Annotated in this window: 21 protein-coding genes; 9 read left to right on the forward strand and 12 right to left on the reverse strand. The window is 63.6% G+C overall.

Annotated features, from left to right (window positions below; translation table 11 throughout):
- Window position 1 precedes the first annotated feature (1 nt).
- A complete protein-coding gene (locus ACUN9Y_RS09755) occupies window positions 2-382 on the forward strand; it encodes a hypothetical protein (protein WP_445460511.1) in 381 nt (126 codons plus the stop codon).
- A 14-nt stretch (window positions 383-396) separates the two neighbouring features.
- Window positions 397-777, forward strand: a complete 381-nt coding sequence (locus ACUN9Y_RS09760) for a DUF4376 domain-containing protein (RefSeq protein WP_445460512.1) — start codon at window positions 397-399, stop codon at window positions 775-777.
- Window positions 778-797: 20 nt separating this feature from the next.
- Here ACUN9Y_RS09760 and ACUN9Y_RS09765 read toward each other — a convergent pair whose 3' ends face one another.
- Window positions 798-1010, reverse strand: a complete 213-nt coding sequence (locus ACUN9Y_RS09765; RefSeq protein WP_445460513.1) for a hypothetical protein — start codon at window positions 1008-1010, stop codon at window positions 798-800.
- An 83-nt stretch (window positions 1011-1093) separates the two neighbouring features.
- Complete coding sequence (locus ACUN9Y_RS09770) at window positions 1094-1288, reverse strand: hypothetical protein (protein ID WP_445460514.1); 195 nt, start codon at window positions 1286-1288, stop codon at window positions 1094-1096.
- A 182-nt stretch (window positions 1289-1470) separates the two neighbouring features.
- On the opposite strand from ACUN9Y_RS09770, the gene ACUN9Y_RS09775 reads away from it, so the two are divergent.
- Window positions 1471-1752 (forward strand): SOS response-associated peptidase family protein, encoded by a 282-nt coding sequence (locus ACUN9Y_RS09775; protein WP_445460515.1) that lies wholly within the window; start codon window positions 1471-1473, stop codon window positions 1750-1752.
- A 75-nt stretch (window positions 1753-1827) separates the two neighbouring features.
- Here ACUN9Y_RS09775 and ACUN9Y_RS09780 read toward each other — a convergent pair whose 3' ends face one another.
- The 5 genes from ACUN9Y_RS09780 to ACUN9Y_RS09800 all read right to left on the reverse strand — a co-directional run bounded on the left by ACUN9Y_RS09780 (window position 1828) and on the right by ACUN9Y_RS09800 (window position 4326).
- Window positions 1828-2394, reverse strand: coding sequence for a hypothetical protein (locus ACUN9Y_RS09780; RefSeq protein WP_445460516.1), 567 nt, complete (start codon window positions 2392-2394; stop codon window positions 1828-1830).
- Window positions 2395-2405: 11 nt separating this feature from the next.
- Window positions 2406-2696: a hypothetical protein gene (locus ACUN9Y_RS09785; protein ID WP_445460517.1), complete on the reverse strand. Its 291-nt coding sequence runs from the start codon at window positions 2694-2696 to the stop codon at window positions 2406-2408.
- Complete coding sequence (locus ACUN9Y_RS09790) at window positions 2693-3148, reverse strand: thermonuclease family protein (RefSeq protein ID WP_445460518.1); 456 nt, start codon at window positions 3146-3148, stop codon at window positions 2693-2695. Before ACUN9Y_RS09790 ends, ACUN9Y_RS09785 begins: the two co-directional genes overlap by 4 nt.
- Window positions 3130-3378, reverse strand: coding sequence for a hypothetical protein (locus tag ACUN9Y_RS09795; protein WP_445460519.1), 249 nt, complete (start codon window positions 3376-3378; stop codon window positions 3130-3132). The genes ACUN9Y_RS09790 and ACUN9Y_RS09795 overlap by 19 nt, the downstream gene beginning before the upstream one ends.
- A 738-nt stretch (window positions 3379-4116) precedes the next feature.
- Window positions 4117-4326 (reverse strand): CsbD family protein, encoded by a 210-nt coding sequence (locus ACUN9Y_RS09800; protein WP_445460520.1) that lies wholly within the window; start codon window positions 4324-4326, stop codon window positions 4117-4119.
- 360 nt (window positions 4327-4686) lie between these two features.
- Between ACUN9Y_RS09800 and ACUN9Y_RS09805 the strand changes: the two genes are divergently transcribed.
- The 5 genes from ACUN9Y_RS09805 (at window position 4687) to ACUN9Y_RS09825 (ending at window position 11261) form a co-directional block, all read left to right on the forward strand.
- Entirely contained in the window at window positions 4687-5091 is a 405-nt protein-coding gene (locus tag ACUN9Y_RS09805; protein ID WP_445460521.1) for a DUF1090 domain-containing protein, read from the forward strand.
- A gap of 1067 nt (window positions 5092-6158) precedes the next feature.
- Entirely contained in the window at window positions 6159-6521 is a 363-nt protein-coding gene (locus ACUN9Y_RS09810; RefSeq protein ID WP_445460522.1) for a DUF3302 domain-containing protein, read from the forward strand.
- Window positions 6521-7648, forward strand: coding sequence for an HlyD family secretion protein (locus tag ACUN9Y_RS09815; protein WP_445460523.1), 1128 nt, complete (start codon window positions 6521-6523; stop codon window positions 7646-7648). The genes ACUN9Y_RS09810 and ACUN9Y_RS09815 overlap by 1 nt, the downstream gene beginning before the upstream one ends.
- Before the next feature lie 526 nt (window positions 7649-8174).
- Window positions 8175-9449: an O-acetylhomoserine aminocarboxypropyltransferase/cysteine synthase family protein gene (locus ACUN9Y_RS09820; RefSeq protein ID WP_445460524.1), complete on the forward strand. Its 1275-nt coding sequence runs from the start codon at window positions 8175-8177 to the stop codon at window positions 9447-9449.
- Between the two features lie 219 nt (window positions 9450-9668).
- Window positions 9669-11261 carry an SLC13 family permease gene (locus ACUN9Y_RS09825; RefSeq protein ID WP_445460525.1) on the forward strand — a complete coding sequence of 531 codons (1593 nt, stop codon included), beginning with the start codon at window positions 9669-9671 and terminating at the stop codon, window positions 11259-11261.
- 104 nt (window positions 11262-11365) lie between these two features.
- Here the strand turns inward: ACUN9Y_RS09825 and ACUN9Y_RS09830 are convergent, their stop codons facing one another.
- Both ACUN9Y_RS09830 and pmbA read right to left on the reverse strand, forming a co-directional pair.
- Window positions 11366-12463: a DUF1214 domain-containing protein gene (locus ACUN9Y_RS09830; RefSeq protein ID WP_445460526.1), complete on the reverse strand. Its 1098-nt coding sequence runs from the start codon at window positions 12461-12463 to the stop codon at window positions 11366-11368.
- Window positions 12464-12984: 521 nt separating this feature from the next.
- Window positions 12985-14325, reverse strand: coding sequence for a metalloprotease PmbA (pmbA, locus tag ACUN9Y_RS09835; protein WP_445460527.1), 1341 nt, complete (start codon window positions 14323-14325; stop codon window positions 12985-12987).
- Between the two features lie 238 nt (window positions 14326-14563).
- On the opposite strand from pmbA, the gene yjgA reads away from it, so the two are divergent.
- Window positions 14564-15070 carry a ribosome biogenesis factor YjgA gene (yjgA, locus tag ACUN9Y_RS09840; RefSeq protein ID WP_445460528.1) on the forward strand — a complete coding sequence of 169 codons (507 nt, stop codon included), beginning with the start codon at window positions 14564-14566 and terminating at the stop codon, window positions 15068-15070.
- Window positions 15071-15188: 118 nt separating this feature from the next.
- On the opposite strand, the gene tldD is transcribed toward yjgA, so the two are convergent.
- The 3 genes from tldD to rng are packed head-to-tail and all read right to left on the reverse strand — an operon-like array spanning window position 15189 to window position 21992.
- Window positions 15189-16640, reverse strand: a complete 1452-nt coding sequence (tldD, locus tag ACUN9Y_RS09845) for a metalloprotease TldD (protein ID WP_445460529.1) — start codon at window positions 16638-16640, stop codon at window positions 15189-15191.
- Window positions 16637-20524 (reverse strand): YhdP family phospholipid transporter, encoded by a 3888-nt coding sequence (locus tag ACUN9Y_RS09850; RefSeq protein ID WP_445460530.1) that lies wholly within the window; start codon window positions 20522-20524, stop codon window positions 16637-16639. The genes tldD and ACUN9Y_RS09850 overlap by 4 nt, the downstream gene beginning before the upstream one ends.
- Before the next feature lie 4 nt (window positions 20525-20528).
- Complete coding sequence (gene rng / locus ACUN9Y_RS09855; protein ID WP_445460531.1) at window positions 20529-21992, reverse strand: ribonuclease G; 1464 nt, start codon at window positions 21990-21992, stop codon at window positions 20529-20531.
- Window positions 21993-22038 lie beyond the last annotated feature (46 nt).

Consider the following 22038-nt stretch of genomic DNA (forward strand, 5'->3'; position numbering starts at 1 on the left):
GATGAAAATTAGATTCTTGGCAGTGGGCGTAGGGCCCGACTACTACTCATTTGACGACGACAAAGTGATCGCTCACAAAAATGGAAAACAATCAGCATACGACTTCTCAGAAATGGAAGATGGCGACATAGCCACCATTGGCGTTTTCGGCGATCGCGCACCAATTCGCAGAGCTGAAAAGACTGGCGGAGTTTTGCACCTTCACTTGCTCCAAGTAGTTGATGCTGGCTTCTGGACTGCGGGCGACTGGTTTAATGTCAGTGAATATAACCCTGAGGGCGTACACGTCAAACTAATTAAGACCAAAAAAAGTCATGGAGTGCCGACAGCAATGACCAAGTTAGGAGTTAAACCTATCAGTACCGACGAAGGATGCCAATGATGGGGAGCGTTACGTTGCACAAACCAAAGTCCGCCGCCGACAGGCTGTCTGACGCTCAGGCGTCGAAGCTCGCCACCATCGAGCAGTCCCGCAAAGACGCCGAGGCCTATGGCGTCAATCTGAACGGCATCCGCTATGCCGGTGATCCGAGCAACCGGCAGGCGCTTTCCGAAGTGCTGGACCTGGCCGAGGCCACCGGCATGACGATCATCTCAGCGTGGAAGGATAGCGATGGTGGGTTTCACTCTGACCATCCGGTCGCCGACGTTCGTCAGGCACTTCTCGATATCGCGGCTCGCCGCGGTGACCTGATTGCACAGGAGGGAGCGCTGGCCGCGCAGATCGCTGCCGCCGAGACGGTTGAGGCTGTCGAGGCGATCACCTGGAAGGGTTGAGGCCGGCGCCAGGGACGGCGCTACCAGTCTGGGATCAGTGATGCCCAGGAGTAGGTGTTGCCACAACTCTTGCACTCGACGCAGTAGGATCGACTGTGAGGGCCGGCGGGCATGATGTAGAAGTGATCCCACCCCTGGTATCCCGACGGAGTGAACTCAAGCGTCTGGCAGGCCGTACAGAACATCTGCAGCCCACCAGCGACGACCTTGTAGGTGATTTTCTGATGTTCCATGCCACCTCCGCCGTCTGCGCGCTCGAGGTCAGCTTAGGTCACCACGACCTCTCGAAGAGTCGAACGGCTCAACGGTTCAGGCGCTACCACAGCTCAACGACTTTGAAAACGTATTCGTTCTTCTTTACCTGCACCACTTGGAGCAGAAGGTCCTGCAGAGGCGACCCCGGCTCGTTCTTGTCAACGATGCCGTGGTAGGGCCGCTTCTCGCCAACAGCCAGCCCTTCGATATAGGTCTCGTGCGGAAGGGCTATGGTGTCTCCGCTTTGAAAGGCCATATCCATCCTTACTTTGCACGTGCCAATGTGCACCAATGAGCATAGCATATAGCATTAGATTATAAAGAAAGCCTAGTCTTTAGGCTTAGGAGCAGACAGGAACCATTGACTGCTATCAGCCTACGACGTCGCCCCACAGGACTGGTACCGCCACGCCTCCGAACTTTGCCTATGCTTGAGCCATGTGCGGACGCTACAACCTTCACGACATGCCAGCCATCGACACGCTCCGGCAACTGATACCGGGGCTCAGCGAGGTCGTGCCTCCCTCTCGGCGATACAACGTTGCCCCGGGCACCGACATCTCTGCCGTATTCCTGCCCGATCCAGAGTCGGACCCACAACTAAACCTGCTCTGGTGGGGCTTCCGCCCTGCCTGGGTCGGTGAAGGTGGGCCAACATCGATCATCTACAAGGCCGATGCATGGATGCAGGCAAGCGCCAGGCTCTTGAGGATCAGGTAAAGGCTGCCGAGACAGTGGAAGCGGTTGAGGCGATCAGCTGGGAGGGTTGAAGCCGGCGCCAGGGATGGCGCAAAATCAGCGGTTGAGTTTTTTCACAATCCACTCGGTTGGACAGGTCAATAAACCATCCAGCTTTCTAGCAATGGTTGAAATGAGCAAAGTAATGTTAGACTCGTATGCGTGCAGCTCAATTCTGGCGAGCTTTTCAGCGTCAGCTAAAAGCCTCTCTTTATGCCCTCTATTAAGCTCCGCCATGTCTTCACCATCCATATACTCATGAAACTCAAGATTCTCAAACAGCCTTTGAAAAAGAAACACTTCTTCCTTACTCATAAACAGATAGTTGATGCTGAAGACTTTTTTTGCCTTCTGTCGAGCTTCATTGCTCACAGAACTCGCCTGATCTACATTATCTTTAAGGTCCTGACCTCCATTCGACTGCATCAACTCTAGGAATGACTCAGCATAATCAATGCTTTTATTTATAGCGTCAAATAAAAGAAAGTAAGCCTCTTCCTTTTTCTCCCACGCGCGCTCTCTTTTAAATCTCCTTACTGCTAAATTTGCGGTAATGGAAGCGGTCACAAACGCCACTACAAATGGCATAACAAACGACAACCAAATAGTTCCACCTTGCCCCATGCTGCACCCCATTAAGTGAACTTCCTTCGAGCCTGCCCCACCTCTTCACCTTGGCCCTTTGCCTGCCGCCACACGCCATCGCTGACGCCATGCTTACGGGCCCGCAGGTACTGCGGCGTCTCAGGCTCCCACCAGTCGACCCTGTTCTCGTCATCCAGCCGACACCGCCCGCTGATCAGCCAGCCCTGCCACACGACGTGGTACTCGACCAGCCTGTCTATCGGCGGCGATGACCAGCTCAGGCCGAGCCAGCCCTTGCGCTCGAGGCGTTTGCGCCACTGGGTGATCTCGTACTCGCTCATTGGCACCACTGAGTCTTGCTGGCCCCTGGCCGGTATGGCCGAGCCAGCCCTGCCTCAATCAGCTGGTCGCCCAGGTCGTGGCCGTCGACCGTCACTCTAGCCAGGATGCGGAAGAAGCTCCCTCGCTCGATCTCGTGCAGCTGAATGCGCTCAGCGTCACGCAACGCCGCCACGGTGAACTGCTTGGCCTCCCGGGCCAGCGCCTTCTCTCGCTCCTGCTGCTCGGGCGTCGGGCACCTGCTGCGCATCTCTGGCGTATTGATGCCCTCGATGCGCACCGGGATCCGCTCACCGATCACCGCCGGCCAGCCGTCGATGTCGGCCCGGAATGTGTCGCCGTCAACGATGCTGGTTACCCTGGCGACGGTGGCGCTGCCATAGCCGGCATGAGCCTGGGCAGTGACGGCAGTCAGCAAGACGCCGAGAAACACTGCTACAGGTGCAACAGCCACTCGATCTCACGCTCATCGTCGACGTAGTACGATTCCAGGTCATCGGGGTTTTCGAAGCGAATGGCTGACTCAAGGGTGAGGCTCTCGCCGGAAGGCAGTGTGAACCGCTTGTGAGTGGCCTGCCATACAGACAGGCTCTCAGACACCGCAAGCTCAGCCTTCTCGTACTCGACCAACACCGTTGTAGCGCCGCCTTCCGGGTGCACTACCGGGATAGTTCTATGCTGCATGATCAACCCTCATTGGCAAATTGTATTAGAAGATGAGGGTAGCGCATGAAGGCCAGCCGTTTCCGAAGAATTTTGCATGGCGTCATCCAACACGACCTGCCATAGGATGGCCCATGGCGCGTTGTGCTGGCGTGACCAAATCGTGACTCGCAGACCTCGCACTGACGCCTAAACGTGTACCAAGGTATGCAAAATGTCACGTTGCATGGGTTGCGCCCGGCATGCAATCGATTGAAATTAAACGACAATCCTGTTCTTCGTTTTGGATAGCCGGGATTTAGGTTCTAGTGCCTTAGCGCGTGGGAGTTCGAGTCTCCCCATCCGCACCATTTTGATTCCCTTCAGTTTTTCCCGAATTCCAGCACGTTGTCATGGCGCACTAGATTTTCGGGTGTGACCGGATTGTGACCGAGCCAAATCACGGCCTCGCTCGACGCGCGCCCAGATGTGTCTCTCGATTCTGCCAGAGCAGTGCGACAAGGCCGATGCCCCGTCATGTCGGGAAGAACGGCAAGCTGTCCAGGCGTCGACGGCCGGCACGCTTCAACGGCAGCCAGCCCCCACGGTGAGGGGGCTGGGTGATCGCGGGAGACGACGGGACTCGTCGTGAGCGACACTGGCGTGCCCAGGCCTAGAGCGGCCCGCCAGCAAGTGATGCGAGCACCATCAGGACAGAAAAGGCATCACCGCCGGGGCAGCACCAGAGGGGACCGAACGCAAGAGCCGGGAATCCCGCTCTCAGACGTTATTCGGAGAATCGCGGTGGAACTCATCGACTTCCTTTTCCGCTTCTTCGCGTGCCAGGCCATGGCGTTCCTGCAGTTTGCCGACCAGCTTTTCACGCTCGCCGTCGATAACGTCAAGATCATCGTCGGTGAGTTTTCCCCAGCGTAGCTTGGCTTCGCCCTTCAGTTGCTTCCAGCCGCCTTTCAACTGATCGCTATTCATGACGCACTCCTTCCTTATCACTTCAGGGGATGTCGTTTCGAGCTCTTCCTAGCCCTCGCCCTCAAGCTAGCAGACGTTGTGCGAGTCGCTACAGCATAATGTTGTTCATGCCAAAGGCCGTTTCACCACGCAAAGAAGGTCCGCCAACCACTCGACCATCGTGACCACGTGCGTCTTTCAGGGAACAAGCGGGACATACTGTGATCTCAGAGACTTACGGATGTGCGGCCGACCCGCCGCCGAGCCTGGAGAAACCCGCGGCATCAACATCTAAGCGCAGGAAGCCAACCACCGCTGCCACGCCTGCCACGCATCCATAACGCCCCAACCGGGCCACTCCCACGAGCACGGAAGTTCCCCATGAAGACATCACTGATCAAGCTGCCCGGCCTTACCTTGGCCATCGCACTCTCCTCCCACGCCGTGGCCGACGGCGATGCATCCCCCTGCCAGGCCAAGGAAGATGATGTCCGAGAGCAGATCCAGCACGCCCAGGACCAAGGCAACGATGATCGCCTCGAGGGCCTTGAACGGGCGCTGAAAGGCATACAGGAAGGCTGCACACTGGAAGGCCTGCTCGCCGATGCCGAACAGGAAGTGAAGGACAGCCTCGCGGAAGTCCAGGAACGCCAGGATGACCTCGAAGAAGCGCTGGAGAATGACGATGTCGAAGACATCCAGAAGCGTCGCGAGAAGCTCGAAGAGGCGACGTTGGAGCTCGAGGAGCATTCCCGGCAGCTGCAGTCCCTCCAGCAGCCTCACTGACTGCGGCCACTACGGCCACAACCGGCGTCAGCTGAGCGGCTTGCCGATAGCCGCTTAGCTGAGTCGCCGCATAGCTACGTCGCTGCGTATCTGGGTGGCCGCGTATCTGAGTCGCTGCGTATCTGAATCGCTGCGTATCTGAATCGCTGCGTATCTGAATCGCTGCGTATCTGAATCGCTGCGTATCTGAGTCGCTGCGTATCTGAGTGGCTGCGTATCTGAGTCGCTGCGTATCTGAGTGGCTGCGTATCTGAGTGGCTGCGTATCTGAGTGGCTGCGTATCTGAGTGGCTGCGTATCTGAGTGGCTGCGTATCTGAGTGGCTGCGTATCTGAGTCGCTGCGTATCTGAGTCGCTGCGTATCTGAGTCGCTGCGGGTCGGAGTGGCCGCTTAATCGCCGCGAAGAAAGTCGCGCCGCTCCCCGGGCGGCGCAGATCCTTTGTGCGTCAGTCCTGCCAACCGCCGACATCTCGCGCTATCCGATCCCTCCCGAATCTGAAACGGCTCGCTTGCCCTCGCGTCGACCGCCGGCATCTCGCGCTACCCGATCCTCCTCCTGAATCTGAAACGGCTCGCTTGCCCCTCGGGTCGACCGCCGGCATCTCGCGCTACCCGATCCTCCTCCCGAATCTGAAACGGCTCGCTTGCCCTCGCGTCGACCGCCGGCATCTCGCGCTATCCGATCCTCCTCCTGAATCTGAAACGGCTCGCTTGCCCCTCGGGTCGACCGCCGGCATCTCGCGCTATCCGATCCTCCTCCCGAATCTGAAACGGCTCGATTGCCCCTCGGGTCGACCGCCGGCATCTCGCGCTACCCGATCCTCCTCCCGAATCTGAAACGGCTCGCTTGCCCCTCGGGTCGACCGCCAGCATCTTGCGCTATCGATACTCCTCCTGAAACGGCTCGCTTGCCTCTTGCGTGGCCGCCAGCACCTCCCCGACGAGGCAACGTTGACCGGAAATGCCCTCATGCACGTCGCACTAGGATATTCTCTACGCCAGAACACTTCTCACTCCACGCAAGATGGCGTTCAGCGGGCTTGTGACCCGCGGCTAGAGGACACTGCATGCTTAATTACTTCGCCCTGGGCGTTCTGTGCTTCGTGGTACTGACGCTCTTCTACGGGGTTATCGCCATTCACGATATTCCCTACGGGATAGCGAAGAAACGCGATCATCCTCATCAGGATGCCATCCACGTCGCCGGCTGGGTCAGTCTATTCACGCTGCACCTGCTGTGGCCCTTTCTCTGGATCTGGGCGACCTTGTATCGCAAGGACCGGGGCTGGGGGTTCAAGCAGATCGAACAGGAGCAGGCACGCGAGCGCCAGGAGATGGACGAGCTGCGCCTCGAGCTGGAGGCGCTCAGGCATCGTCTGGATGCCCACGAGGCCGCCGTCTCTCGGCCGCCTGAGCAGGAGCAACGCTGATGGACCTGCTGATCCTGCTGACCTATGCCGCGCTATGCATTGCCGTGTTCAAGGTGTTCCGTATCCCGCTCACCAAGTGGACGGTCCCCACGGCGGTGCTGGGAGGCATCATCCTCATTGCCACCCTCGTATTGCTGATGAACTACAACCACCCCTTCACGCGCCAGGTTCGCCAGGCCTACGCGATCACTCCTCTGGTATCGGAGGTGCGGGCCAGGGTCGTCTCGGTCGATGTCGCACCCAACACCCTGGTCGAGGCCGGCACGCCACTCTTTACCCTGGACGCGCGTCAGTTCCAGGCCAAGGTCGACCGCCTCACGGCGGAACTGGCCGACGCCCTGCGTGGCTCCGATAGCCGCGGCGCCGGGGTGTCCGAAGCCGAAGCCAATCTGCTGGCCGCCGAGGCCGAGCGCGATCAGGCCCGGCGCACGTTGGCCCGCTACCAGGGCGCCTCCTCGGCCTTCAGTCGCCAGCAGATCGATGAGGCCCAGCAGAATGCCCAGACCACTGAAGCCCGGGTAGCCCAGGCCGAAGCCGCATTGGAGCGGGCCCAGGCAGAGCAGCGCCCCGGCGATGACGATGAGGACCCGGTGGTCGCCGCCAAGCGCGCCGAGCTCGTTCAAGCACAACTCGACCTGGACAACACCGTCATTCGCGCGCCGACGGCCGGGTACCTCAGCCAACTGGCGGTGCGGCCCGGCATGATGGCGGTGCCCCTGCCGCTGCGCCCGCTGGGCGTCTTTATCCACGATGAGAAAGGCCGCTTCACCGGCGCCTTTCGCCAACAGGCGTTGAACCGCATCGAAGCCGGTAACGACGCGGAACTCACCTTCACGGCTCTCCCCGGGCAGGTCTTCGCCGCCGAGGTGATCGAGGTACTGCCGGCGATTGCCGAGTCCCAGGTCGCGGCGAGCGACCGACTCCTGGGGGCAGATGCTTTCGCCAGCACCAATGCGCCCGCACTGGTAACGCTCAGGCTCAAGCCGGGACAGGACATCCCCGACCTGCCGCTCGGCGTCAGCGCCCAGGCGGCGGTCTACACCGAGCATTTCCACCATGTCGCCATCATGCGCAAGGTTCTCCTGCGGATGCTCGGTTGGCAGCACTACGTGTATCTGGATCACTGATCCAACCAGCGCAGGCGACCCCGCGGCTGGGCCGCGGATGCCGACGTACCAGCCCCAACCAGCCCCAGCCCGTGTCGAGCCGAACCCGGCTCGCCACGGGCGCCTTGCCTACCCCTCTCCGGCATGCGGTATGCCCCCGACGATCACCTGGCTGGCCTGGTCCAGGTGCCGTGCTTCCGACGACGCATCACCACGCCTTGGCCCGGCCTGAAGTCACAGTCCCCCCCCGGCCTTGCCGAGCCGTTGATTCTCCGCCGTCCTCCCGGCCGGCTCTGGCCTCAGGTTGCTCACAACACCGCTTACAACACCGCCCACATCAACGCCCACCTCACATCGCTGCAAGCCCCCAAGTGCGTCACTCGCCTGGCGGCGCCACCTGGATGCCGGCTGCGGGGTCGCCCGCCCGTATCCGACCCACCGCCTCGCCAGACCAGACCACACTGGCAAGCGATCCCCTGGGCGGATAGTCTGGTTCCTCGAGTCGTCGGCTCTCTCCTCCGCCTCTCCTCCGCCACCAGGACACGCCATGAAACGCGAAACCCTTGCCCTGCATCACGGCTACGCACCGGACAACCAGCACGCCGTGGCGGTGCCCATCCACCAGACCACGTCCTTCTCCTTCGATGATGCCCAGCACGCCGCCGATCTGTTCGATCTAAAGGTCGAGGGCAATATCTACTCGCGGATCATGAACCCGACCTGTGCCGTACTCGAACACCGGGTTGCCGCGCTGGAAGGCGGCATCGCGGGCCTGGCCGTGGCATCGGGCATGGCGGCCATCACCTGTACCCTGCAGACACTGGCCGAGACCGGCGACAACATCGTGTCGATCAGCGAGCTCTACGGCGGCACCTACAATCTCTTTGCCCACACCTTGCCGCGCCAGGGCATCGAGGTACGCTTCGCCGACAAGGATGACCTGGCCTCCATCGCCGCCCATATCGACGCCAGGACAAGAGCGGTGTTCTGCGAGAGCATTGGCAACCCGTCGGGAAGCGTGGTGGACATCGAGGCCCTCGCGCGGATCGCCCACGACCACGGCGTCCCCTTGATCGTCGACAATACCGTGGCGACGCCCTTCCTGTGGCGCCCGATCGAACACGGTGCCGATATCGTGGTGCATTCCGCGACCAAGTACATCGGCGGCCACGGCACCACCGTGGGCGGCGTCATCGTCGACGCCGGACGCTTTCCCTGGGCCGAGCACAGCGAACGCTTCGCGCTGCTCAATGAGCCCGACCCGTCTTACCACGGCATTAGCTACACCCGCGACGTAGGCGATGCGGCCTTTATCGCCCGGGCACGGGTGGTTCCCCTACGTAACATGGGGGCCGCCCTTTCCGCCCAGGCCGCATGGAACCTGCTGCAGGGCCTGGAGACGCTGGCCCTGCGCATCGAACGCATCTGCGACAACAGCCAGAAGATCGCCGAGTTCCTCGATCAACACCCCAAGGTGACCTGGGTGAAGTACGCAGGCCTCGCCCACCACAACGACCACTCCCTCGCCCGTCAGTACATGCAAGGACGCGCATCGGGCATCCTCAGCTTCGGCATCGTCGGCGGCCGCGAGGCCGGCATGCGCTTCTACGATGCCCTCGGGTTGATTCTGCGACTCGTCAATATCGGCGACGCCAAGACCTGCTCGGCGATACCGGCGGCGACCACCCATCGGCAATTGAACGACGCGGAACTCAAGGCCGCGGGCGTCTCGGCGGATATGGTGCGACTCTCGATCGGCATCGAGCACGTCGATGATCTAATTGCCGATCTGGACCAGGCGTTGTCTGCCTCACAGCTGTGACCGAGTGACTCTCCCAGGCCCGATGCCGCATCCGGCCACGAACGCTTCGTATTCCCCCGGTCGTGCCTGCCCCGGCGCGACCGACATCCCCTGCCTCCCCCCGTTCGGGCCAACCGCCGATACGCATATCCTCTCGCCGAGCAGGATGGACTACGCTGAGAGCAGCGCCAGCGGAAGGCCCTCTTTCGCCTTGTCGCGCAGCAACGGAGGCGAGCGATCATGGCAGAACGCATTGACCAGCAAGGCGAGTACGACGATGAGGATACGAGCAAGGGGCGCTCCCCGCGGCTGATCTGGAGCTTGCGCGCCCTTGGGCTGCTGGTCGCAGCGGGGGTGTGGTTGGCAATGGGCAGCGCCGGATCATTGACCCCGGATGCCCGCTGGGTCGCCACCATCGGCACGCTGATGGCGATCTGGTGGATGACCGAGGCGATTCCGCTGTCCGTCACCTCCCTGCTGCCGATCGTGCTGATTCCGATGCTCACGGACCGCACCGTGTCGGAAAGCACCGCCCCCTATGCCAGCTCGATCGTGTTTCTGTTTCTCGGTGGCTTCCTGATCGCCATCGCCATGGAAAAGTGGGAACTGCATCGACGTATCGCCCTGTTGACGCTGCAGCGAGTGGGCGTCGAGCCCCGCCGTATCGTACTCGGCCTGATGCTGGCCACGGGCTTTCTATCGATGTGGGTGTCCAATACCGCCACGACGCTGATGATGCTGCCGATCGCCCTGTCCGTGTTGACGCTGGTGGTGGAGCGAAGCGGCACGGACGATGGCGAGCAGGTCGGGGACGATCTTCACAAAGGCGGCAGGATCTCTGACGTCATCGCCGACAAGAACATCCGCCAGTTCGGCGTCTGCCTGGTCCTCGCCATCGCCTGGTCGGCGTCCATGGGAGGCCTCGGCACCCTGCTCGGCTCGCCGCCGAACGCCATCGTTGCCGGCTACGCCGCCGATGAACTGGGCCGCGATATCGGCTTTCTGGAGTGGATGCTGATCGGCGTGCCGTTGGCGTTCACCTTCATCATGATCGCCTGGGTATTGATGACGCGGGTCCTCTACCGTTTCAAGCTCGACGAGGTCCCCGGTGGGCGCCAGATGATCGAGGATCAGCTGCACGCCTTGGGTCCGGTCAGCCAGGGCGAGCGCATGGTCATGCTGGCCTTCGGCGGCGCCGCCTTCTTCTGGGTAGTGCCCGGCATTCTGACCAGCCTGCCGCTGATCGGGGACTGGTTCGGCTTCCTGGGGGCGCTCGACGACACCGCCATCGCCATCGCCGCCGGCATTGCCATGTTCTTCCTTCCCGGCAACACCAAGGGCGACATGGTCCTCGACTGGACCGACGCCGAGAACGGCCTGCCCTGGGGGGTGTTGCTGCTGTTCGGGGGTGGACTGTCGCTGGCCAGCGCCGTGGCGGCGACGGGCCTCGATGGCTGGTTCGGCGAACAGGTAACGGCGCTCGGCGCGCTGCCCATGATCGCCCTGGTCGCCGCCGTGACCTTGATCGTGCTGTTTCTGACCGAGATCACATCGAACACGGCCACCGCGGCGACCTTCATCCCGGTTCTCGGTGGTGTTGCCACCGGCATCGGCGCGGATGCCATGACGCTGCTCATCCCCGCGGCCTTCGCGGCGACATGCGCGTTCATGCTGCCGGTCGGCACCCCACCCAACGCCATCGTCTTCGGCTCCGGCGCGGTCACCATCACCCAGATGGCACGCGGCGGCATCATCCTCAACATCATCGGCGTGCTCTTGATCACGCTGTTCTGCTACGTGCTCGGTGGCTTTGCGCTCGGTCTGGCATTCTGACGCCTGGAGCTCCCGGGCCGAACGCAGCTAAGAGCGCAGCCAAGAGCGCAGCCGCCACATCGCCTACCAGGCCAGGGAAACCAGGCCAGGGAGGCCAGGGAAACCTAGGAGCCTCCCTCACCAGGCAGCGCGATCGGTATCGGCGAGGGAGGAATCCAATGGCCACTGATCAGCGCCTCGGCCGGTCGATAGAAGCGCAGGGTGTAGCTCCAACCGGGGGCGATGGCGAGGTAATTCGGCGCCTCGGGATTGCCGCCGAACTGAATCGTCACCGAGCCATCCTCATTGGCATCGGCGCGTGTGCTGGTCAGGGATGAAGCGCCCTCGGCGTCAGGCAGAAACCGGCCCTGCTGGTCATAGACACTCAGCGACCAGAAGCCGGTCACCGGCACCTCCACCGGCAAGGTCAGAATATGGGGGGTGACGCCATCGTTGGCGGCGACGCTGAAGGTCATGAAATAAGCGTCCTCGATGGGCTGGCCGAGCCAGCCCGCCGCCGTCCCCCATAGATGTCGAATGGGATCGACGTCATCCTGGGCACCAAACATGCCGTGGCTACCGGAAATGAACGGCGACAGCCCGAGGATCGCCTCGCGAACCTTGCCTAGGCTCTCCTCGTCCCATTGCGGCAAGCTCAACTCGCCGGGATCAGACTGCTGCCATTCGATGGCATCCTGCATGGCATTGGCCTCGGCGATGTCGGCGACATCATCGCCATCCACCTGGGTACGAAACATCACCAGCCCATAGCGGCTCCCCACACTTCCCTCGGTCAGCTCTATCTCGACACCGCCGTACTCCATCGCGACCGTGTAGTGATCCTGGTTGACCACCTGCATCGATTGCAGGCGTGTGGCGCTGGACGGCGTCACGAAGGTGATCGCTTCACTCAGATCGAAGATGCCGACACTGTGCAGCACATCACGATTGGCCCGGATGACCTCGGGTTCATCCAGCGAGGGCGGCGCTCGGTCATGGCGCAGAGTGCCAAAGTAACCGTCGTCACCGTACAGGGTGAAGTAACGATCGGTCTCGGCACGCACATAGTTGTCGAGATTGACCACCACGGGCTGCTCACCGGCGAGCGCCCTAGCGGGGAGGCCAGCGGGGAGGCCTGCCCCGACCAGGGCACAACACGCCAGGACCTTCGTCACACCGGACGAGCCTCGCCGCACGGAAGACGGCATACGCATAGGTCTCATGGGGCCTCTCCCATCGCCACGTTCGAAGGTGAAACGTATTGGTGGAGCATAGCCTGTCTCGCCCCGAGGGCGGTCAACGCGGGGCCACCGTCCATGAATTGGCAAAGCGCAATGGGGATACCAGGGAGGCCAACCTGAGACCGGCCAACCTAAGACGAGCCGCCGATATGGCGAGAAAGCGTGCGCCGATGCATCCAAAGCGCATGCCCAAGCGTATATCTCAAGGCTGCGGTCGGTTGTGTCTTTGGCCGTGGCAATTCCCTGTTTGGCCCGTCTCCTGGCGGGCCACTTTTTTCGTGCATCCGCCACCACCGCGTTGTGCTGCAACGCCCACCGGGGCCCCCGGCACGCATCGTCGCCCTACGGATCGGCCCATCGCGGTCCGAGGTCCTGGACCAGCCCCTGTACCAGGCCCCGCACCAGGGCCTGAGGAGACGCCCAGATATCACGCCAGGATGAGTCGCCCGGCGATCGCCGCTGGCGTGTCGCGGCGGCAGACGAGCGCTTCTCGCGCCCAAGGGTCAGCCGCCGGCCACGGTCATCTTGTCGATCAACCAGCTGCCGGTGTGGATGCTGCCCCGGGTATCGGTGTCGTCGCCGATGCCGACCAGGCCCTGGAACATCTCGGCCAGATTACCGGCGATGGTAAACTCTTCCACCGGGTGCTGAATCTCGCCGTTCTCGACCCAGAACCCGGCCGCGCCACGCGAATAGTCCCCCGTCACCCCATTGACTCCCTGCCCCATCAGCTCGGTCACGAGAATCCCACGCCCCATCTTCTGGAGCAGTGCATCACGGCTTTCCAGCGGTGCCGTGATGCGCAGGTTGCGGGCGCCACCGGCGTTGCCGGTGCTTTGCATGCCGAGTCGGCGACCGCTGTAGGCCGAGAGCATGTAGCTTGCCAGGCTGCCGCGATCGATGAAGACGTTGTCCCGGGTCTGGACGCCATCGCCATCGAAAGGACTACTCGCCATGGCGCCGACCAGCATCGGCTTCTCCTGCAGCGAAAACCACTCAGGGAACAGCGAGTCACCGAGGCGACCGCACAGGAAGGACGCATCACGATAGATGGCTCCCCCGGCGATGGCCGACATCAGGTGGCCGACCAGGCCGCTGGCAAGCATCGGGTCAAACAGCACCGGAAAGCGCCCGGTCTCGGGACGCTGGGCGCCGAGACGGCGCAGGGTGCGTTCGGCGGCGCTGCGCCCGACCGCCGCGGCATCGCGCAACTCGTCGGGGTTGCGTGCACTGGTGTAGTCGTAGTCGCGCTGCATGCCACCGGCATCCTCGGCAATCAGCATGCAGGACAGCGAGTGATGGCTGCCGCGCTGGCTGCCGAGAAACCCATGGCTGTTGGCGTAGACCCTGACGCCCTCGCCACTGGACAGGCTGGCGCCGTCGGAACTGCGCACGCCGGCCACGGCCAGGCCCGCGGCCTCGCAGGCCAAGGCACGCGTGATGGCGTCATCGGTCGTCAAGGCCCAAGGATAGTGCACGCCCAGGTCGGGCAGGTGGGTCGCCATCAGTTCTGCGTCGGCCAGGCCCGAGGCCGCGTCCTCACCGGTGTAGCGGGCGATGGAAAGGGCTCGCTCGACGACACTGCGAATCGACTCGTCGCTGGCATCGGTCGATGACGCACTGCCCTTGCGTTGGCCGACATAGACCGTGATGGCGATGCCTTGATCCCGCGACAGCTCCACCGACTCGACGTCGCCTTCGCGCACGCTGACGCCGATTCCTTGATCGACGCTGGCGCCAAATTCGCAGGCATCGGCCCCCAGGCGACTGGCCAAGGCCAGGGCCGTTTCTGCGCGACTCTCCAGGACCCGCTGTTGGGCCACGGCATCAAACGCCTGTGTCATGAGGTCTTCTCCTATCGCGGCCGCCTGAGCGACCCTATCGTTGACTGTGACGCTGCGCCGCCGTCAGGCCGCGCAGGCTGGTATACTCTGACCATCGTGACTCCGACGGAGCCAGGATGCGTCATGGGCCGAGGCGTCGTAGGCCCGTCTGATTCGAGGCTCTCGCCCGATGCAGGCCTTCTGACCCGCTCCTTCTGACCCGCTCCTTCTGACCCGCCCTTCTGACTATGGACCCGGCATGACCCAGGATGATCTCTCCGCCGCCGACGAGCGGCCCAGCAAGTCCCAACTCAAGCGCGAAATGCACGAACTCCAGGATCTCGGCGAAACCTTCATCGCCATGAAGCCCAAGGAGCGCGAGCGCTTCCCGCTGTCCGACGAATTCATACGCGCCATCGAGGAAACCGACCGTATCCGTGCGCGTGAGGCGCGCCGCCGCCATATGCAATACGTCGGCAAGCTGATCCGCAAGGAGGATCTCGACGGCATTCAGGCGGTGTTCGACGAGATCGAACAGACCCAGGTCAATCGCGACCACGCCTTGAACCGGCTGGAGAAATGGCGCGATCGTCTGATCGAGGAAGGCACTCCCGCCATCGAGTCCTTCATCGCCGACTACCCGGACGTCGATCGCCAGGCGCTACGCCAGCTGATTCGCAATGCCGTCAAGGAACGCGAACAGAACAAGCCGCCGACCAACGCCAAGCGCCTGTTCAAGTTGATTCGCGAGACCGCCGGGGTCTGACGCCGGCCTGTCATCACCTTGCCGGCACGGCGGGTCGACGCCATTGTCTTTGCACCGCGCCGTCGGCCGTCATTGCACGGCCGTGGCGCGCCCCGTTCGTCGACCGATTGCAGACGGATCAGGACTGGGTGCCGCCCACCGTCAGCTCGTCGAGCTTGAGCGTCGGCTGACCGACGCCCACCGGGACGCCCTGCCCCTCCTTGCCGCACACCCCGATACCGGTATCCAGGGCCAGGTCATGGCCGATCATCGACACCCGCCCCATGGCCTCAGGCCCGTTACCGATCAGGGTCGCCCCCTTGACCGGGGCGGTGATACGCCCGTCTTCGATCAAGTAGGCCTCGCTGGCCGAGAACACGAACTTGCCGGAGGTGATGTCGACCTGACCGCCACCGAAACTGACCGCATAGATGCCGCGGGAGACGCTCTTGATGATGTCCTCGGGATCGTCGCTGCCCGCCTGCATATAGGTGTTGGTCATGCGCGGCATCGGCATATGCGCGAAGGATTCGCGCCGTGCATTGCCGGTGGGCGCCATGCCCATCAGGCGCGCATTGAGCTTGTCCTGCATGTAGCCGGTAAGAATGCCGTCCTCGATCAGGGTCGTGCACTGGGTCGGGGTGCCTTCATCATCGACCGACAGCGAACCGCGTCGGTCGGCCAGGGTGCCGTCATCGACCACGGTCACGCCGGCGGCGGCGACCCGCTGGCCCATGCGCCCGGCGAAGGCCGAACTGCCCTTGCGGTTGAAATCGCCCTCCAGGCCATGGCCAACCGCCTCGTGCAGCAGGATTCCCGGCCAGCCAGAGGCCAGCACCACCGGCATCTGGCCCGCGGGGGCATCGACTGCGTCGAGGTTGACCAGCGCCTGACGCACCGCTTCCTTGGCATAGGTCTCGGCGACGCCTTCATCGCGCAGTCGCGCCATCGGATAGCGCCCGCCCCCGCCGGCGCTGCCGCGCTCGCGGCGGCCGTCACGCACCGCGATCACACTGACATTGAAGCGCACCAGCGGACGGATATCCGTCGCCAGGGTGCCGTCACTCGAACGCACCAGCACTACCTCATAGGTACCGCTCAAGGAGGCACTGACCTGGGTGACGCTGGGATCGGCCGCCCGAGCGACGCGATCGGCGTGCTTGAGCATCGCCACCTTGTCCTCGGCGGACAGCCCAGACAGCGGGTCGATACCGTCATAGCGTGCGTCGCTGACGACCTGAACCCGTGGAGCCTGCTTGAGGCGCTGACCGCTGCGCACGATGCCCGCCGCGGTGCGCCCGGTCTCCGCCAGGGCATCGACACTGATCTGGTTGGAATAGGCGAACCCGGTCTTCTCGCCGGCCATGGCGCGCACGCCGACGCCACCATCGATATTGTAGCTGGCGTCCTTGACCTCTCCGTCCTCGAGGACCCAGCCCTCCTGCCAGCTGCGCTGAAAGTAGAGATCGGCGTAGTCAATGCCCTGCCCCAGGGCGTGCTCGAGGCCGCTATCGAGGCCATCGAGGTCAAGCCCGCCAGGCGTCAACAGGGTGGCCACGGCTTCATCGAAGGATGCATTGGGTGATGTCATTGAGCACTTTCCAGAGAAATCTGCGGCGAGGTCCAGGGACCTTTCACCTGATAATGAATGCGTGTCACGCGGTCAATCACGTCGCCAAACAGCTTGTCGGCCACGAACAGCGCGCCACCGATGACCGGGGCGCCGGCGATAACCGCCGCCAAGGGCAGGTTGTTACTCACCGGCACGGTCACACCGAGCTTCAAGTCCAGCTGGCGTCGCGCCAGGTCGGCGGCCCCGTCCAGCGTAAAGTTGGTCGCGGGGCCATCGATCGTCACCGGGCCCTCCGTCTCGAGTATTCCACCATACAGGGTTGCCGAGCCGCTGACACGGTCGAAGGCGGTGCCCTCTCCGGTCACATCGGAGAAGTCCAGGCGTAGGCGCCGGAGCAGGTTGTCGACGTTGAGCAAACCCACCACCCGGGCGGAGGGCGAGCTGACATTGGCAAAGGTGCCGTCGCGCATCTCGATGTCGAGGCTGCCGCGGGACCGTGCCAGGGCAAACTGCCAGGGCGCCCCCGGCCAGGCCAGCTGACTGTCGACATTGAGTTCGTCGGCACGCACGGCAACGTCCTGGCCCAATGCCGCCAACGCCGTGCCCGGATCACCGCCGCTCAGGCTCAGGCGCGACCGAGTCAGACTGTCCTCGGCGCCGGAGGCCTCCCAGACCAGCGACCCGCTGGCGGTGACCTCGCCCAGCGTCATGGACAGCGGCTCCAGGGATAGCCGTTCGGGGCTCGCGCGCCACTCGCCGCGGAAGGGACCGAAGCGATTGCCCTGATGCTCCAGGGTATCGATGGACACGCGCCCCGCGGGCAGCTGCCCCACCCGAGCAGGAAAGCTCGCCGCATCCGGCGCCACCTCGAGCTCACCGAACAACGACCCTGCCTCGGCGCCACTGACGGCGGACGAGGCCATGTCGTCTGGTACCAGGCCATCGAGTCGCAACCGCGCGAGATCGATCACCAGAGGCTGAGCATTACGCCCTTGATAGGTCAAGCGCCCGGCCAGCAGACTGCCCGCGAGAGCCACATCCCAGTCGCGACCACGCGGCGAGGCGTCGATCGACAGCGAGCCCAGGCAGCGGTCTTCGTTGCTCAGGCAGTCGGTATCGACCTGAACACGAGACACCGCCGGCTGGCCGCCACCGCTTGCGCTCGGCATCGACGACGCCAGGGGCTTCAAGGCATCGGCCCAGGCCGTGAGATCGAGTTGCGGCACGTAGGCCAGCACCGACCAGCCGGGGCGACTCGGCCACTGCCGCGGGGCGTCTCGGCCGATCCAGACCTGGCCCTGGCTAGCGCCGGCTGCCCGCCAACGTACGCCGACATCGCGACCGAAGCTCCCGGTCATTGACGCCGAGTCGCCAAGGCCAATGTCGAGGTGCAGGGGACGTGTCGCCGACGCGCGCTTGCCGAGCGGCGATGGCAGGGCAATCGACAACCCCTCGAGGGTGCTATCCAGGCTCAGTTGCTTGGCGTCCAGGTTGAGCCGGCCCCGCCACGGCATCCCCCCGGACAGCAGGACGTCCCGCGGCAATCCGGCCCAATCGAGCAGCGATGGCGCATCGACCTGCCCCGACAAGGCAATCACATCGTTGGCACCCTCCAGCTCAGCCGTCACCTGCCCACCGAGAACGCGTCCGCCCATCTGTCCCGACAAGCCGCCGTCTTCGCCTTCCTGTGTCCAGGTCAAGGGCCCCGAGACATCGCTGAACATCAGACCAGTACTGGTATGCTCGACCTGGGAGGCGCGGGCATCGGCGGCCACGGTCAGACTCAGCGCCTCCGGATTCTGCATCGGCACGCCAAGCGAGAGCGTGCCGGTCACGGCGCCGTCGCCTCGCCAGCTCTCGGCGGCGTCGGCGCCCTCGACCGGCATCGCGGCCAAAAACGCCAGCAGGTCGGTCAGCGAGGCCGTCAACGGGCCCTCGACCTTGAGCACATCGTCGTCCAGGGAGACCTCGGCCTGCTGTGTCTCGACGCCGAGACTCTCGGCGTGATTCACCGTGGCGTTCAGGCTGTCGCCTTCCAGCGCCAGGTGGCCGCTGACGTTCTCCAGCGCCGGCCAGCCATCGGCGTAAGGCACCGTGCCGTCGACGACATCGAGATCCAACTCGAGCGTCGGCTCGAGCACCGGCGCGGACAGGTCCTGCTGCTCACGCAGCGGCACGTGAATGCGCAGGCTGCCCTCGGGGACCCTGCCGGCCAGGCCGCTGGCCAGCCACTCGGCGAGTTCGGCGTCGACGTCGTTGCGCAGCAGCGGCATCGGCAACCAATCGACCAGCGGCCGGGAACGCGCATCCACATCGCGAAAGTCCAGCGTCAGGCCGAAACCGCCGCGCCGATCCGAGGCAATGGCCAGGCCGAAGTCGCCTTCGACCTCGGCCCCCTGCCAGCCCACCCGAAGGTCGCGTCCGCTGACGAAGCTGCGTGGGCCGTCGTAGGACCACGCGACCTCTCCGCTGGCATGATCCAGCGCCATGGGCGCGGCAAACAGTTCGGGAAAGCTCATGCTGGCATCGCCGCTGTCGACGAACTCGACCCGGCCGCGCTTGCCATCGGCCTCGACCCAGATATCCAGCGGCCCGCCGCCCGGCGCACTCTCCCACGGCGAGACTTCGACCCCGGTTCCGGCGACCCGGGCCTGCCATTCGCCGCCACGCTTGCCGAAACCGAGGCCGGTGACTCGCCCTCTCGGCTGCAGCGAATCGACCGTCCGAGCCAGGCCTTCGGGGAGCCGCAGCCGCTCGCGCCACTTGGCCAGCGCAGCCAACTCGAAGCCGCTGGCATTCGCCCACCAACCGTCATCGACGCGCTCGATGTGCCAGAACTGGGGGACCGGATTGGCATTCGGCGCCTGCTCTCCGTCGCTGCCGGTCCACGCCACGCCTTCGGCATCGCCTTCGAGCCAGACCTCCCAGTCATCGAGACCACGTCTGAGCCACTGCCCGCGTATCTCGGCGCCGCGCATCACCACGCCACCGCCCTCGTTGGTGACCTGCCCGAGCGGCGGCGACTGGTTGAGCGCCAGGCGCGGCGCGGTGACGTCCAGGCGCACATCCGCCAGTTGACCGTTGTCCCACCGTCCCCACAGGGTGGCATCGCCGCTCGCTTCATCGAAGCGCAGCACCTTCTCGATGCCAAATAGTTCCGAGAGTCCGGTGAGGCTGTGAAGCTTCATCGTACCCTGCAAGGCGGCGCTGAAATTGCTGGCATCACGCTGCCCGGGCGTCAGCGACATCACCACTTCCATGGCTTCCTGCGAGCGCCCCTCGACGAAGACCTCGCCTTCGATATGGGTCCGACTCTCATCGCCGGTCATCAAGAGTCTGGGCGCGTGCAGCACGGTGACCTTGCTCTGGCCGTGAAGCACCAGGCGCAGGTCATCGACCCAGGCGCGCTGCCTGAGCAGCACCCCGACCCAGAAATCCAGGCGCTCGAGATCGAACTCGCCTTCGGGCATCAGTTCAGGGGGGATGCGCGCGGGAGGGGGCCAGATCCAACGGCGTTCGGGGTCCTGATAGAGGTGCAGCGTCACCCCTTGGAAGTGGGCCTTATCGACCACGGGGATGAGCTGGGACAAGCTTTCCAGCGTATCGAGACGGACCTCACCGCGATCGATCTCGAGCAGCGGGTAGCTGCCCATGGCGTCTTTGGCCTCGAGGCTCAGGCCATCGAGGATCAAGGCGGGGTCGAGGCCTTCCAGGGCCCCATCGACGGCCACGAGACTGGCCTCGGCGTTGAAACGATCGCGCACCATGTCGACCAGGGTCGGCTCGAGACGCTCGACCTGGCCCAGCGACACACGCAGCACCACGATCACCAGGGCGGCCACTGCCAGCCCCACCGCGATCAGCGTCAATAGCCAGCGCGACAGTAGGCGGAACGGCACCATGGGATCACATCAGCACGATGTCGTACTGCTCCTGTGAATAGTGGGTCTCGACCTGGAAGCGGATCGTCTTGCCGATGAATTCCTCGAGATCGGCCACCGCCGCGGACTCCTCATCGAGCAGGCGATCCACCACCGATTGGGACGCCAGCACCGCATAGGTCTCGGCGTTGTAGGCGCGCTCCTCGCGCAGAATCTCGCGGAAGATCTCGTAGCATACCGATTCAGGCGTCTTCAGGGTGCCGCGGCCCTGACACGACGGACAGGGCTCGCACAGGGTCTGTTCGAGGCTCTCTCGGGTGCGCTTGCGAGTGAGCTGCACCAGGCCAAGCTCGGTGACGCCGGTGCACTTGGTCTTGGCGTGATCACGCTCCAGCGACTTCTCGAGCATCCTCAGCACCTGGCGTTGATGCTCGAGGTCGATCATGTCGATGAAGTCGATGATGATGATGCCGCCGAGATTTCTCAGGCGCAGTTGGCGAGCGATGGCGGTCGCCGCCTCGAGGTTGGTCTTGAAGATGGTTTCTTCGAGATTGCGATGGCCGACATAGCCGCCGGTGTTGACGTCGATGGTGGTCATCGCCTCGGTGGGATCGATCACCAGATAGCCCCCGGACTTGAGCTGCACCTTGCGCGCCAGGGCCTTGAGAATCTCATCCTCGACGCTGAACAGGTCGAAGATCGGACGTTCACCGGCGTAATGTTCGATGCGCCCGACCGCCGTAGGCATGAACTCTTCGGCGAACTCGATCAGCTTGACGTAGTTCTCGCGGGAATCGATGCGCACCTTTTCGATATCGTCGCGCATCACATCGCGCAGCGTGCGCATGAACAGGGGCAGATCGTCGTAGATCACGCTGGGGGCCGGTGCGGTGATCTTGCGCTCGCTGACCTTGCGCCACAGGCGCAGCAGGAAATGCATGTCCGCGGCCATTTCGTCGAGGGTCACGCCCTCGGCGGCGGTACGCACGATGAAGCCGCCACAGATATCGATCTGCTGCTCGGCCTGGGCCGCCTCGACGAGTTCTCGCAGGCGCTCCCGCTCGCTGTCGTCCTCGATCCGCTGAGACACCCCATTGTGTGGCGAGTCCGGCATGTAGACGAGATACCGCGACGGCACCGACAGATGGGTGGTCAGACGCGCGCCCTTGGAGCCGATGGGGTCCTTGGTGACCTGAACGACCAGGGACTGCCCCTCGTGGAGCAGGTGCGAGATCGACTGCTGATCCTCGGCGGGAGCGCCCGGCGGTGTCACGTCGTGGGCATGGATGAAGGCGGCACGATCGAGCCCGATGTCGACAAAGGCGGCCTGCATGCCCGGCAGTACCCGCACCACCCGCCCCTGGTAGATGTTGCCGACGATACCCCGGCGCCTCGCGCGCTCGATGAACGCCTCCTGCAGCACGCCGTTTTCCACCACGGCAACACGGGTTTCCATGGGCGTCAGGTTGATGAGTACTTCACCACTCATGCGGCAGTCCTTGTCCTGAAAAGTCTCGAGCCATTATGACATAGGG

The sequence above is a fragment of the Halomonas sp. V046 genome (assembly GCF_052645355.1).

Excerpts from the sequence above, each read along its gene's own strand:
- ACUN9Y_RS09755 (WP_445460511.1), top strand. The coding sequence starts at position 2 with ATGAAAATTAGATTCTTGGCAGTGGGCGTAGGGCCCGACTACTACTCA.
- ACUN9Y_RS09765 (WP_445460513.1), bottom strand. The coding sequence starts at position 1,010 with ATGGAACATCAGAAAATCACCTACAAGGTCGTCGCTGGTGGGCTGCAG.
- ACUN9Y_RS09770 (WP_445460514.1), bottom strand. The coding sequence starts at position 1,288 with ATGGCCTTTCAAAGCGGAGACACCATAGCCCTTCCGCACGAGACCTAT.
- ACUN9Y_RS09775 (WP_445460515.1), top strand. The coding sequence starts at position 1,471 with ATGTGCGGACGCTACAACCTTCACGACATGCCAGCCATCGACACGCTC.
- ACUN9Y_RS09780 (WP_445460516.1), bottom strand. The coding sequence starts at position 2,394 with ATGGGGCAAGGTGGAACTATTTGGTTGTCGTTTGTTATGCCATTTGTA.
- ACUN9Y_RS09785 (WP_445460517.1), bottom strand. The coding sequence starts at position 2,696 with ATGAGCGAGTACGAGATCACCCAGTGGCGCAAACGCCTCGAGCGCAAG.
- ACUN9Y_RS09795 (WP_445460519.1), bottom strand. The coding sequence starts at position 3,378 with ATGCAGCATAGAACTATCCCGGTAGTGCACCCGGAAGGCGGCGCTACA.
- ACUN9Y_RS09800 (WP_445460520.1), bottom strand. The coding sequence starts at position 4,326 with ATGAATAGCGATCAGTTGAAAGGCGGCTGGAAGCAACTGAAGGGCGAA.
- ACUN9Y_RS09805 (WP_445460521.1), top strand. The coding sequence starts at position 4,687 with ATGAAGACATCACTGATCAAGCTGCCCGGCCTTACCTTGGCCATCGCA.
- ACUN9Y_RS09810 (WP_445460522.1), top strand. The coding sequence starts at position 6,159 with ATGCTTAATTACTTCGCCCTGGGCGTTCTGTGCTTCGTGGTACTGACG.
- ACUN9Y_RS09815 (WP_445460523.1), top strand. The coding sequence starts at position 6,521 with ATGGACCTGCTGATCCTGCTGACCTATGCCGCGCTATGCATTGCCGTG.
- ACUN9Y_RS09820 (WP_445460524.1), top strand. The coding sequence starts at position 8,175 with ATGAAACGCGAAACCCTTGCCCTGCATCACGGCTACGCACCGGACAAC.
- ACUN9Y_RS09825 (WP_445460525.1), top strand. The coding sequence starts at position 9,669 with ATGGCAGAACGCATTGACCAGCAAGGCGAGTACGACGATGAGGATACG.
- ACUN9Y_RS09830 (WP_445460526.1), bottom strand. The coding sequence starts at position 12,463 with ATGAGACCTATGCGTATGCCGTCTTCCGTGCGGCGAGGCTCGTCCGGT.
- pmbA (WP_445460527.1), bottom strand. The coding sequence starts at position 14,325 with ATGACACAGGCGTTTGATGCCGTGGCCCAACAGCGGGTCCTGGAGAGT.
- yjgA (WP_445460528.1), top strand. The coding sequence starts at position 14,564 with ATGACCCAGGATGATCTCTCCGCCGCCGACGAGCGGCCCAGCAAGTCC.
- tldD (WP_445460529.1), bottom strand. The coding sequence starts at position 16,640 with ATGACATCACCCAATGCATCCTTCGATGAAGCCGTGGCCACCCTGTTG.
- ACUN9Y_RS09850 (WP_445460530.1), bottom strand. The coding sequence starts at position 20,524 with ATGGTGCCGTTCCGCCTACTGTCGCGCTGGCTATTGACGCTGATCGCG.
- rng (WP_445460531.1), bottom strand. The coding sequence starts at position 21,992 with ATGAGTGGTGAAGTACTCATCAACCTGACGCCCATGGAAACCCGTGTT.